Raw genomic sequence first — 13,517 nt, forward strand, 5'->3', positions numbered from 1 at the left:
TAAAAATAGTGGAAAAAGGAGAATGTAAAGATGGGTTATCCAAAAGATATACTTTCAAGCAGGTCAATTATTAAACACGGCAAATATGCTCTTATTGCACCTGAGGGCTTAGTTAATAACGTTGTTCCCGGGTTTGAAAATTGCACAATGTCCATTTTAGGTTCACCGAAATTGGGTGCAAGCTTTGTGGATTATATCATCACAATGCACGAAGGCGGCAAGAATAGTGAAGGCTTCTGTGGACAAGAAGATGTTGAGTCGTTTGTTTATGTCCTAGGTGGAAAAGTGAAAGCAACTGCTGATGGCCAGGAATACATTTTACAAGAAAGCGGCTATCTATATTGCCCGCCAGGAGTAAAAATGTATTTGGAAAATGTTGAATCCGGCGATTCCCGCCTGTTCTTGTACAAACAAAAATATAAGCCACTAGAAGGCCGTAAGCCATGGGTCGTTTCCGGCCATGCGAATGATATCGAATATAGGGACTATGATGAAATGCATAACGTTCACATCAAAGACCTTTTGCCGATGGATCTCGATTTCGATATGAACTTCCACATTCTTTCGTTCGATCCTGCGGCAAGCCATCCATTTATTGAAACACATGTCCAAGAGCATGGTGCGTACCTGCTGTCCGGAGAAGGTATGTATAATCTTGATAACGAATGGATTCCGGTTAAGAAAGGCGATTACATTTTTATGGGCCCATATGTTCATCAGGCTGCTTATGCAGTTGGAAGAGAACCATTAACATATGTTTACTCTAAAGATTGTAATCGGGATGCGTCATTATAATATTCCCAACGAAGAGGTGTCACCATGAGATTATCTAGAGAGGACTTGAAAAGTCTAATCCAAAATAAGCTTCACAAGGCAGGCCTTAACGAGGACCACGCCGAAATTGCAGCCGACGTTCTTGTTTTTGCAGATGAAAGAGGGATTCATTCCCACGGAGCCATGCGTGTGGAGTACTATGCTGAAAGAATCGCAAAGGGTGGGATTAATACAAATCCTGACTTTAAGTTCGAGAAAACCGGACCAAGTACGGGCATCTTCCACGGCGATGGCGGGAATGGCCATGCTGCCGCAAAGCTCGCTATGGACGAAGCCATCAAAATGGCAAAAGAAAGTGGCGCTGCGATCGTCGGTGTCAGAGATATTTCCCATAGCGGAGCAATATCCTATTTTACTCACCAAGCAGCTGACCAGGATATGATTGGTATTTCGGTATGCCAATCCGATCCGATGGTTGTTCCATTCGGGGGTGCTGAGCCTTACTATGGTACGAACCCAATTGCCTTTGCCGCTCCAAGCAGCGATGGGAGAAAGATTACGTTGGATATGGCAACAACTGTCCAAGCCTGGGGGAAAATCCTTCATGCGAGATCGAAGAATGAGTCGATTCCAGATACATGGGCTGTTGATAAAAACGGAGAACCGACAACTGATCCGTTCAGCGTGAACGCATTATTGCCAATTGCCGGACCTAAAGGCTATGGCCTGGCAATGATGGTCGATGTATTGTCTGGAATCCTTTTAGGTCTCCCGTTCGGCAATAAAGTTACCTCAATGTACGAAGATTTAACTGAATACCGGAAGCTGGGACAACTCCATATTGTCATTAATCCGGCATTCTTTACAGGTATAACTGGCTTCAAGAGAGATATAACGCAAACTATGGATGACTTGAATCAAATTAAACCTGCCCCAGGTTTTTCAAAGGTTCTTTTCCCTGGACAGAATAACGATCTTGTCATAGCAGATTATAAGGAAAACGGGATCGAAATCGTAGATGATATCCATGAATATTTAATCTCGGATGTCATTCATAACAACCAATATGATCATAAAGACCCGTTTGCTAAATAAGCATCAAATTTAATAAAAAGATCAAACTGGATTGGGTTACCGATGTTAGGGGTGAGTAGGAATGAGATTGTCTAAAGAGCAATTGAAGGATTTAATCACAACAAAGCTCCACAAGGCCGGATTAACAGAAGACCATGCTGCCGTTGTGGCAGATGTGCTTGCTCATGCGGATGCTAGAGGCGTTCACTCTCACGGCGCCATGAGAGTGGAATATTATGCCGAAAGAATTGCTAAGGGTGGAATCAATAACAACCCGGAGTTTACGTTTGAAAAAACGGGTCCATGTACAGCGGTTTTTGACGGAGATAATGGGGCAGGGCATGTTGCGGCAAAGGTTGCAATGGATGAAGCCATAAAAATGGCTAAAGAAAATGGAGTCGCTGTGGTAGGTGTCAGGAGAATCGGCCATAGCGGTGCGCTTTCTTACTTTGTTCAACAGGCTGTCAACGAGAATTTGATTGGTATTTCCGTATGCCAGTCCGATCCGATGGTTGTTCCTTTTGGCGGATCGGAGCCTTATTACGGAACAAATCCAATTGCATTTGCTGCACCAGGGAAGGACGGCAAGCATATTACATTCGATATGGCGACAACCGTACAGGCCTGGGGGAAAATTCTTCATGCCAGATCGAAAAATGAACCCATTCCTGATACATGGGCTGTCGATAGCAACGGAGAGCCAACAACCGATCCATTTAAGGTAAATGCATTATTGCCTATTGCGGGTCCAAAGGGTTACGGGCTTATGATGATGGTAGATGTTTTATCTGGAATATTGCTTGGCCTTCCGTTTGGAAACAAGGTTTCTTCCATGTACCATGATCTGACTGAGTATCGGAACCTTGGACAGCTACATATTGTTATTAATCCTGAATTTTTCACAGACCTCAATGCATTCCAAGAAGGCATTGCAACGACAATGAAGGATCTTAATAGCATTAAGCCCGCTCCTGGCTTTGATCACGTTTCTTATCCTGGTCAAAGAAGTGCTGAAAGGGAGAAGAAATATGAAGAGGACGGCATTGAAATTGTCGACCATATATACGAGTACTTAAAGTCCGATGTGGTCCACAACAATGCGTATGACAATAAAAGTCCTTTTGCAAAGTAAAAGCAGAAGAAAGAAGGGTGGTCTCATGCGAGATGCCACCCTTCTTACATGGCGATTAAGCAGCTTTTTTTCACCAAGAAAAAATTACAAGAAGAGGTGCGTGAACCAATGCTTCATACCATTATAAAAGAGAATTCCTACCAGGATTCCGTTAACTTAATGCTTCTCACAAATAAAATCTCGACAATGGAAGGAATCAATAAGGTCCAGGTCATGATGGGGACTCCGGCCAATAAGGATATTTTCAAAAGCTCAGGGCTTTACACTGAAGAGCTTGAAAAAGCGGCTGCAAATGACATGTGTCTTGTTGTTGATACCGACCAGGAAGAAAAAATCCAGGAAGTTCTTGATGAAATTGATGACTATTTAAACAATCAGGCAATTAGCAGCAGTAAAGAAGAATTTGAAACAGTACGTACATGGGATAAGGCGCTTAAGGCATTGCCAAGTGCAAATATCGCTTTGATATCAACACCTGGTCAATACGCGGCAGAAGAAGCGGACAGGGCGCTTGACAACGATTTGCATGTCCTTATCTTCAGCGATAACGTTTCAATTGAAGATGAGCGCCGCCTTAAAGAGAAAGCCCACGATAAAGGCCTTCTAGTAATGGGACCTGACTGTGGTACTGAAATTTTGTCTGGCGTTCCGCTTGCGTTCGCGAATGTCGTTAAGCAAGGAAATATTGGACTTGTTGGTGCTTCCGGAACAGGTATTCAGGAAGTTACTGTCCAAATCGACCGACTTGGCGGCGGTGTAACTCATGCGATTGGAACAGGCGGCCGCGACCTATCTGATAAGATTGGCGCGATCACAATGATCGATGCAATCAAAGGACTTGAAGCACATAAACAAACAGAAGTGATTGGAATCGTCTCCAAGCCACCAGCAAAAGAAGTGCGCGACCAGGTAGTTGAATTGCTTCAAAGTCTATCTAAACCAGTTGTCGCTATCTTCCTTGGTGAAGAGCCGCACAATCATGAAGGTAACATCTATTATGCGAATACCCTTGAAGAAACCGCAGCAATCGCTGTAGATCTTGCAAAAGGTAATCCTGTAAAAGGAAACTACAACAAACTTGTTGGAGAAGTACCTGCTGTTGAATTGAAACCAGAACAAAAAACAATTAAAGGCCTTTATTCCGGCGGTACGCTAGGATATGAAGCAGCCACACTCATCAGCAGAGGCCTTGGCCTTGGCAAGGATGACTCTCATGAGGAAGGTTACTTGTTAAAAGCAAACGGTTATGAAGTCGCTGACTTGGGTGACGATATTTATACTCAAGGAAAGCCGCATCCAATGATCGATCCTGATACACGAATCAAATTCTTCCAAAAGGCTGCAGAGGATGAGTCTACAGCGATTATTCTATTTGATGTTGTTCTTGGTTACGGATCACATGATGACATGGCTGGCGCGTTGATTCCTGCAATTCAAAAAATCCAAAGCAATGCGCGTGAAAACGGCAAGAACATTTACTTTGTTGCAACTGTTTGCGGTACAGAGCAAGACCCGCAAAACATTCAGGAGCAGAAGTCAAAGCTTGAACAAGCGGGTGTAATTTTACGAGGCAGCAATAACCAAGCAATCCGCACGGCTCTTGCAATGCTTGATATCCAAATTGAAGAGAAGGATAAAGAATTGGTTTCTGGCAAAGCGGCTGCAAAAGCAGAAATCAACGTTTCTTCAGCTATCGAAAAACTATTGAACGAGAAACCGAATGTTGTCAACGTTGGCCTGAAGAAATTCGTTTCTGCTATTACAGAAAACGGCGGCAGGGCTGTTCAATTCGATTGGCGTCCAGTAGCTGGCGGTAACGAGAGAATGCGTAAAGTCCTAAGTGTTCTTCGTTAATCCAATCGCAAATTACACTAACGTGAAAATCAGGAGGAAGCAAAATGTACGGACAATTTAAAACAATTGATGAAGCAAACCGCGCAGTAATCGATAAAGTTGTATCAAGTGCACCTTTCTTAGTAGATGTAGTGCCTGCAAAATCTGTCATTCAAGAACTAAACGGAAAGGTCCTGCTTCATGCAGGACCACCAATCAAATGGGAAAACATGACAAGCCCGATGCAAGGATCTTGTGTTGGGGCTGCTTTATTCGAAGGATGGGCGGAAAATGCTGAAGAAGCATTTAAACTATTCAAGAATAATGAAGTTGAATTTATCCCATGCCACCATGTAAATGCTGTCGGTCCTATGGGCGGGATTACATCCGGGAATATGCCAGTTTTTGTTGTAGAAAATCGTGACGGCGATAATCAAGCATATTGCACAATGAATGAAGGTATTGGTGCGGTCCTGCGTTTCGGTGCGTATTCTGATGAAGTAATCAACCGATTGAAATGGTTTAGGGACGTACTTGGTCCGACAATTGCTAAAGCGCTAAAAGTTAAAGGCGACGGATTAAACATTAACGTTATGATGGCAAAAGCAATTACAATGGGCGATGAGTTCCACCAACGTAATATTGCTGGATCTCTTATTTTCCTAAAAGAAATCACTCCGTATATTTTAAAAACAGATGCATCTGAAAAGGATAAAGAAGACGTTATTCAATTCCTGGCTGATACAGACCAGTTCTTCTTGAATATTGCGATGGCAACAACTAAGGCTGTAATGGACACTGCACGCCAAATCCAGCATGGAACAGTTGTAACAGCAATGTGCCGTAACGGTTATGAATTCGGTATCCGAATTGCCGGTATGGGTGACCAATGGTTTACAGCACCTGTAAATACGCCTCAAGGCTTGTTCTTTACAGGTTATGATCAAAGCTTGGCTTGCCCTGATATGGGTGACAGCGCCATTACCGAAACATTCGGGGTAGGTGGCTTTGCGATGATTGCTGCACCAGGCGTTACACGCTTCGTAGGCGCTGGCGGTATGGACGATGCGGTTACTACAAGTAATGAAATGATGGAAATTTGTATTGACCATAACCCGAACTTCTCTATTCCTACTTGGGATTTCAAAGGATCCACCGTTGGAATCGACGCAAGAAAAGTTGTTGAATTAGGTATCGAACCAATCATCAACACTGGTATTGCACATAAAGAAGCGGGAGTTGGGCAAATCGGTGCGGGTACTGTCCGTGCGCCATTAGCTTGCTTTGAAAAAGCAATCGATGCTTACGCAGTAAAGCTTGGCCTAATTGAAGCTCAATAATAAGTTCTTGATGGAGAGGGAAAGGAAAAACAATTCCTCTCCTCCTTTTATGAAGAGAAGTATTTTATTTGAAAATTTGGATAAATACTTGGTTTAAGAACAAAATAGGTTGAGGCAAATAAGTAAATTTACAGGAGAGATATGACTATGAGCAAAATTGTTTTAGCCATCGGTGGAAACGCCATTATTAAAGAAGGACAAAAGGGCACACTTGAAGAGCAGAAAATAAATATCGATGAAAGCTGTGAACCTGTTCTAGGCCTAATTGAGCAAGGAAATACGGTTGTAATCACTCATGGCAATGGTCCGCAAGTTGGAAACTCATTGATTAAAAACCAAATGGCTGAATCAGTGGTACCAGCTTACCCGCTTGATGTTTTAGATGCAGAGACTCAAGGAAATCTTGGTTACTTGATCCAGCAAGCTTTCAGGAATAAGATGGTTGAACGCAATATCCAGAAAACAGTTGCGACAGTTGTTACACAAGCTGTTGTTTCTAAAGATGACCCAGCTTTCTCCAACCCAACTAAACCAATCGGGCCTTTTTATACAAAAGAAGAGCTTGACAAGATTCTCGAAACCGAAGAGATTTCTTACATTGAGGACAGCGGCCGAGGATACAGACGTGTCGTTGCTTCTCCAAAACCAGTAACAATTGTTGAAAAAGAAGCAATCCAAGCGTTGCTTGACAAGGAAATCACCGTCATCACAGCTGGCGGCGGCGGTATCCCTGTAATTGAGGAAAATGGGAAGCTGCAGGGAACAAATGCTGTCATTGATAAGGATTTCGCAAGTGCGCTTCTGGCTGCTGAAATCAATGCGGATTATCTATTCATCCTAACTGGTGTTGAGCAGGTTGCCATCCACTTTGGAACACCTGAACAAAAAAATCTATTTGAAATGACCATTGATGAAGCAATGCGTTATATGGACGAAGGCCATTTTCCAAAAGGAAGCATGGGGCCGAAAATCGAAGCTGCGATCCTGTTCCTGAAAAAAGGCGGTAAAAACGTCATTATTACATCTATGGATAAGCTTCAAGATGCCCTCGAAGGTAAAACTGGCACACGTATAACTTTATAATTCAAAGAGGTTTGGTTTTTACCTAAGACAATCCTTTTAGAAAATTGATAAAAGCCCGTGAGAGGATCCTCTTACGGGCTTTTGATTTGCGTTTTGTTAAATTGTTGATTTACGCTACAGGTACTTTGCTTTCCGTGGGGCGTCAGGGGAGCCTCCTCGGCGCCCAAAGGGGGCGGCCGGTGGGGTCTCCCCTTGCCGCTTCATCCCACAGGACGTTGAATAATCTTCCATGAAAAAGCACCGCATGAGAATATGAATAGCATTTTCGAACGAGTCTTCGTGTCTTCCGCTCCAATCCTCTTATATATGATTTTAAATAATAAACCAACACTTATTGTGTAACAGGTTCGGCTTTCGAGTACAAGAACTAAATTCGTACCCCTAATAGCAGTCTGATTCACAACTGAATTGGACGGCACCTTTTTTGATATATCAAGGTTTTCAGTGCATTTAAGAGTGTTTTAGCACCTATATTCGCGTAACTTTTAGCAGGATGACACAAGTTTTTGTTAACTCGTGAATTTGAATACTAATTGCTACTCGAATTGATTTGCGATGATAGGCCGAATTTTGGATATTCATGTTAAAATGATAGGGAAGCTTATTCAACTCCCGGGTGCGTTGATCCAGGAAGGATTAACGTTATTTTTGTGGAATTACCTTAACAAACGAGTTGAATAAGTATACATATAAAGACAAGATTAGCCGAGTTCATTGAACTGGGTTATTTATTTATATCAACAAAATTATTCAAGAAAAATGGATCAAAATTTTAAACAAAGGAAAAAACTGCTTTTAAAGTCAATTCAATTATTTTCATATTTTTTACGAAGTGTGCATCCTAAGCACCCTTACCATCGCCTAAAAGATAGAAACAAAAGGGGGTCTTCCTCATGGGACAGAAAACACTGATAACACGGATTAGGAACGGCGAGGACGAAGCTTTCACTGAATTAGTCAACCCCTTAATTGAAAAGGGGTACAGGACCAGTTTCGGTATCCTCAAGTCGAAGGAGCAGGCAGAAGAGGTTGTCCAAAATGCGTTGATTGAAGCATATCGGAACATTATGAACGGAAAGGATATTACCTATTTCAACACTTGGTTCTATAAAGTGATCTGCCATCGTTCAATCGATGTTTTGAGAAAGAATGACCGTGTGAAGGAATCACAACTTGAAATCGATGTGGCGGCAGACAAACTTGGAGTGATTGAAAGCGTACTAAAAGAGGAAACAGATAACGAAATTAAAGAGGGGATAACCTCCCTCAATAACAGGGATTATCGAAACGTCCTCATTCTCTACTATTACCAAGAACAAGCAGTCCATGAAATCTCAGATCTGCTGGGTCTCAAAACTTCGACGGTCAAATCCCATCTTCGCAGAGCAAGAAACGCCCTGAAAAAAAGGTTGATCGAAAATAAGTTTATTGGGGTGAATTCACAATGAAGATCGATGAAACGATAAAGAAAGAAATCAATGAAGTGATGGACTCAATCAAGGCACCATCTTCCTTATACGAATTCGTCAAGAATATTAAGGAAGAGTCGGAAATAAGATCGGATTTAGAAAAATTGAAAGCGAGAAAAAATAGTTGGAGAAAAAATCAATTTGCAGCTACAGTGGTAGATGCGGTGAAAAAGCGAAATCTACGAAAACGGAGTACTATATCAATCATCATTGCAGCGATATTACTTATTTCATTTGCAACTTCAATTCGAGTTTCGCCAGTTATCGCAAAAACAGTAGCTTCAATTCCTGGTATGGAGCGAATTGTAGCACTCATCCAAGATGATCGAGGATTAATCGCTGCGGTAGAAAATGATTTTTATCAGCCGATTAATCAATCTCAAACAATAAATGGGGTAACGGTTACGCTTGATGGTCTTATTGCTGACAAAAAAGGAATGGTAATCTTTTATAGCATAAGTTCTGATCGATTTTCTGAGAATATAGGATGGAAACACATTCACCTAAGAGAAGGTTTTAAAAAAATCGGTAGTGAGTATAAAAGTTTCACCCAACCTTTTCCAATCAAATTCAATCAAGAAAATGTATTTAGTTCTTCAATGGATATAGAGTATTTAAGAGGGGAAACACCCGATTCCTTTGTTGTTGCATTACAAATTGGTGATAAAGTAGAACATTTCAAAATTCCTTTTACGTATGAGAAAAAGAATGTAGACAGTAAGATTGTTGAAGTTAATAAAGTAGTAACAATTGAAGGTCAACGTATAACTGTTAAGGATATAGTAATTGACCCTATCCGTACTATAGTAAGGTTAGAAGCAGATCCTAATAATACAAAGAAATTTTTATTAAATTCATTTGATGAATTAAAAATTGTAGATGATCAAGGTGAAGTATGGGAAGCAGAGAATGGGATTTCGTTGCAATATTCGTCAGAAGGCAAGTTTGAATTAACACTTAAAGATAGTTTGTATTTTTATGAACCCAAAGAGTTAACATTATCATTTGGGAAAATTGCTGCTATTGATAAAGATGAAGCCTATATATTAATCGACACAGAAGCAAAGAAATTTATAAAAGAACCTTCTAATTCAATTTTTTCAAACTTAAAAGCTGAAAATGGAAAAGTGAGTTTTTCTATTAATGTTAATGAAAACTATGATACTGTAGCATTTAATCAATTTATCGATGTAAATGGTAAAGAATTCTCAATAAAATATTTTAAAACACAATTAATGGGGAAATCGAATTTCGTAAATGGTTCAATAACTAAACTATCAGATGATGAAGTGAAATTTGAGTTCGAACTGCCATGGCAATCCTATGGTAATCCAATACGATTTGAAATTGATGCATATCCATCTTGGATAGAAGAAGATGTAGAAATCAAAATAAAATAACATCTATAAAGGATTTTCCGAATGTCTCTGAAAATAGACGAAGGGGAATCCTTTTATTTTGCATCTTGACTTTATTTAACGAACTTGGTACTTATGTACAACAACGCACTAATATAAAGAAAGCTCACAGCATAAAGTCTATGAGATTTCAGCTTGCGTACTAAACGATTTCAGGAACTAATTCATCGATGGTCATCATATCAAATTGTTAACGTTCATTCGGTTGATTTATATTCGTGATGGCAGGTCACCTCAGACATTGTGTTCTTTAATAAAGTGAATTTTAGTTGATTGGAATGGAGGGTGGCGACTCCTCGAAAATGCTACGCATTTTCTTCGTGTATGGGCAGGATTCGAGGATGCCACTCAGTGTCCTGCGGGAGTAGCGGGATAGTCGAGGCCCTGGACTGAGCGTAGCGAGGGAAGCGGCTCGGCTCCGCCCGCGGAAAGCGTCCACCAGGAGTGGAAATCTAGACGCACTGTTGTTTCAATTTATATTTCCAATTAATAAAGACTATAGACAAACCCGGAACTCCTGCGAGTTTGTCTAAGTCTGAGAGATCAGAGCATTGAACGGTAACATGGATAATTTTTAATGACCACTCTTGGCATGATAGATATAGTGAATTAATTGAATACCATTCCGCCATCAGTCAGAATATTTTGTCCTGTGATGTAATCAGAGTTTGATGACGCCAGGAATGAAACCAGATTAGCTACATCTTCTGGGGTTTGAGGGCGGCCAAGCGCGATGCCTTGAGTGAATTTGGCAAATGCTTCTCCTTTTTTCGTCCCCATATGTTCCATCATTTTTTCGTCCAAGCGTTCCCACATACTCGTTCCTACTATTCCTGGACAGTAGGAGTTAACGGTGATCTTATGAGGGGCAAGTTCCTTCGCGGCTGTTTGTGTTAACCCTTTTACTGCAAACTTAGTAGCGGAGTATACCCCCAGCATCTCAAAACCTTCCTGGCCTGCGATTGAACAAGCATTTATGATTTTGCCGCCGGTCCCTTGTTTGATCATTTGGTTCGCAGCTGCCTGGATACCATAGATTACACCTTTAACGTTAACATCTAAAGTAAAATCAACCGATTTAGGTTCTACTTTAGTTAGGGGTGCCACTTGGCCTTCCACGCCAGCATTATTGATAAAAACATCTACGCTTCCGAAAGTATCGACTGCGTGCTGAACAAGTGCTCTTTGGTCTTCAGGATTTGTAACGTTCCCAACAAATGATGTGACTTTAAATCCTTTATCTTTAAGTTCTGTCTCAGTTTCTTTTACCGTTTTTTCATTAAGATCGCTTAATACGATTGCAAACCCTTCGTTCGCTAAGCGTTCCGCTAATGCTTTCCCAATTCCTTGGCCTGAACCCGTGATAACTGCTACTGGTTGTGTACTCACTGTGCCGTATTCCTCCCTGCTTTTTGAATGGTTCAATAGCTGCTAATTAGTATTCTAGAATACAATTTAAGTATAAGCCTTAATTTTTTGTTTTTTCAAACAAAGTGCCTACCCGTGTTTTTTAAATAACTTTTTTGGAGGATTCTAATTTTGTAACCCGGCCTTTTCTCCTATTCAAATGAAATGTTCCATACAATTGGTTCTTTTGATTAGGGTAAATGTTGGTGATTCTAGGATCAGGCAGGCGAGAGTCGCCAACAAGCTGATATTATGTTATACTATTATTATTGCGGAAAAATTCTTACTGAAGGAAGGGGGGAGTAAGGAGTTTTTTTAAAATAAAATAATCAAATAAAAACACATTCTGTTATCCTTCAAAACAGGCATTCTTTTTTGGGAGGGTAGAGTGGAATGTGAAAATTAAACAAATGAAGGAGACAGTCTGTGTAGAGCACTTTGAAAGGATGATTGCATGAGTGTAAACCAGACAACAGATCTCACAGTAGAAAAAGACGATTATTCATTTGATAGGGTTCCAGTAGAAAAACGGAACATGGGGTGGTTTAGTGTAACCAACATAACATTTGGCATTGCCACCGCGATTTTTTATTTTCAAACAGGTAGTGTTATGGCACTTCAGTTTGGCGCAATGAACGCCATTATTTCAGCCATTTATGCCATCGTGATTGCGGGAGTCTTAGGTACAGTCATTGCCTATTTATCCGCGAAATCAGGGATGAACGTAAATCTTATGTCAAGACAAGGTTTTGGATATATTGGTGCTTCGTTAACCTCTTTAATATACGCATCCAATTTCATCATGTATTGTGCATTTGAAGGTATGATTCTCGTTACCGCTGTACATGCATATTTCCCCGCAATTCCATTATGGCTTCTAATTATCGTTTTTGGATCAATTGTCATCCCCCTAAATTGGTTCGGCATTAAACAATTAGACAAGCTACAAAAATGGTCATTACCGATCTTCGGTATCTTCTTAATTACCACAATAATCGTCGCCTTCAATACCCCATCTAATTTTGGTGGGCAATTTTGGACATATCTGCCAGATGGTGTGCAGATTGGCGGAACAGCATTGCTTTTATGTATAGGAATGCAGCATGGCATTATGGGGTTAACAGCGTTAATCGCATCAGATTATGCGCGTTTCCTTAAGCCTAAAGATATTAAACTTGGGTCCATTATGATTGGATTTGTGCCACAGGTATTCTGTTTCGGTATCATGGGTTTACTTGGAATCTGGTTTGGAGTCCGGTTAGGTGAATCGAATCCGGGTGTCTACATTGTCACACTTCTTGGACTAGGTGGAGTCGTTTTTACGATGCTAACGCAATTACGCATTAACATTACAAATATTTATAGTGCTTCCCTGTCATTGTCCAATTTTTTTGAGAATGTATTTCATTTCAAACCGGATCGGCGTTTTTGGGTTGTTTGCTCAGCCGTGGTTTCGATGGCGTTAATGCTTGGCGGCATTTTGGATCATTTAGCCAGCGCGATGACGTTCCAGGGAGTTCTCCTGATGGCGTGGGCCGCAATTTTAGTCACAGATGCACTTTTCGTGAAGAAATTGTTGAAAATCGTCCCAAAAGAATATGAAGCAAGACAGGAAAAATTATATAAATGGAATCCAGTTGGGGTCGTTCCACTCCTTATCTCAAGTGTGATTGGAACAATCGCGGCATTAGGATACATGGGTACATTCCTGCAAAATACAGCGACTTTCTTTGGTGCCGTATTAGCCTCAATCCTTACCATAGCCATAGCCATCTTTACGAAAGGCAAATACTACAGTAAGAATGAAGCTATGGCTCCAGAAGTAAAAGTGAAAAAAGAAAGACAAATGTACACCACTCCAAGAGAAAAGACCAGTTAATCAATCTGGGGACGGTTCTTGCTTGCCTATTGGCAAATGAGAGCCGTCCCTCTTTTTTTTGTTTTAACATTTTCAAAAAAGTAGCACAACAATTCTATGATTGTATAA

The 13,517-nt window shown here is 40.8% G+C and carries 10 protein-coding genes; 9 read left to right on the top strand and 1 reads right to left on the bottom strand.

The genetic code is table 11. From position 1 onward, the window contains the following. The first annotated feature begins 30 nt into the window (after positions 1–30). The 8 genes from allE to V1499_RS07595 all read left to right on the top strand — a co-directional run bounded on the left by allE (position 31) and on the right by V1499_RS07595 (position 10,105). On the top strand, positions 31–795 hold the full coding sequence (gene allE / locus V1499_RS07560; RefSeq protein WP_409275110.1) for a (S)-ureidoglycine aminohydrolase: 765 nt from the start codon (positions 31–33) through the stop codon (positions 793–795). A gap of 24 nt (positions 796–819) precedes the next feature. Further along, positions 820–1,869, top strand: a complete 1,050-nt coding sequence (gene allD, locus V1499_RS07565; protein WP_409275112.1) for an ureidoglycolate dehydrogenase — start codon at positions 820–822, stop codon at positions 1,867–1,869. A gap of 61 nt (positions 1,870–1,930) precedes the next feature. Further along, positions 1,931–2,980 carry an ureidoglycolate dehydrogenase gene (allD, locus tag V1499_RS07570; protein ID WP_409275113.1) on the top strand — a complete coding sequence of 350 codons (1,050 nt, stop codon included), beginning with the start codon at positions 1,931–1,933 and terminating at the stop codon, positions 2,978–2,980. A gap of 108 nt (positions 2,981–3,088) precedes the next feature. Next, entirely contained in the window at positions 3,089–4,834 is a 1,746-nt protein-coding gene (fdrA, locus tag V1499_RS07575; RefSeq protein ID WP_409275115.1) for an acyl-CoA synthetase FdrA, read from the top strand. A gap of 44 nt (positions 4,835–4,878) precedes the next feature. Next, positions 4,879–6,153, top strand: a complete 1,275-nt coding sequence (locus V1499_RS07580) for a DUF1116 domain-containing protein (protein ID WP_409275116.1) — start codon at positions 4,879–4,881, stop codon at positions 6,151–6,153. A 147-nt stretch (positions 6,154–6,300) separates the two neighbouring features. After that, on the top strand, positions 6,301–7,236 hold the full coding sequence (arcC, locus tag V1499_RS07585) for a carbamate kinase (protein ID WP_409275118.1): 936 nt from the start codon (positions 6,301–6,303) through the stop codon (positions 7,234–7,236). 893 nt (positions 7,237–8,129) lie between these two features. Beyond that, positions 8,130–8,684, top strand: a complete 555-nt coding sequence (locus tag V1499_RS07590; RefSeq protein ID WP_409275120.1) for an RNA polymerase sigma factor — start codon at positions 8,130–8,132, stop codon at positions 8,682–8,684. Continuing rightward, entirely contained in the window at positions 8,681–10,105 is a 1,425-nt protein-coding gene (locus tag V1499_RS07595; RefSeq protein ID WP_409275122.1) for a DUF4179 domain-containing protein, read from the top strand. Before V1499_RS07590 ends, V1499_RS07595 begins: the two co-directional genes overlap by 4 nt. A gap of 627 nt (positions 10,106–10,732) precedes the next feature. On the opposite strand, the gene V1499_RS07600 is transcribed toward V1499_RS07595, so the two are convergent. Further along, positions 10,733–11,512 carry an acetoin reductase gene (locus V1499_RS07600; RefSeq protein ID WP_409275124.1) on the bottom strand — a complete coding sequence of 260 codons (780 nt, stop codon included), beginning with the start codon at positions 11,510–11,512 and terminating at the stop codon, positions 10,733–10,735. A gap of 472 nt (positions 11,513–11,984) precedes the next feature. Between V1499_RS07600 and V1499_RS07605 the strand changes: the two genes are divergently transcribed. Then, on the top strand, positions 11,985–13,409 hold the full coding sequence (locus V1499_RS07605) for a purine-cytosine permease family protein (protein ID WP_409275126.1): 1,425 nt from the start codon (positions 11,985–11,987) through the stop codon (positions 13,407–13,409). The last annotated feature ends 108 nt before the right edge of the window (positions 13,410–13,517 follow it).

The sequence above is a fragment of the Neobacillus oceani genome (assembly GCF_046237595.1).
GTDB lineage: Bacteria > Bacillota > Bacilli > Bacillales > Cytobacillaceae > Bacillus_D > Bacillus_D oceani.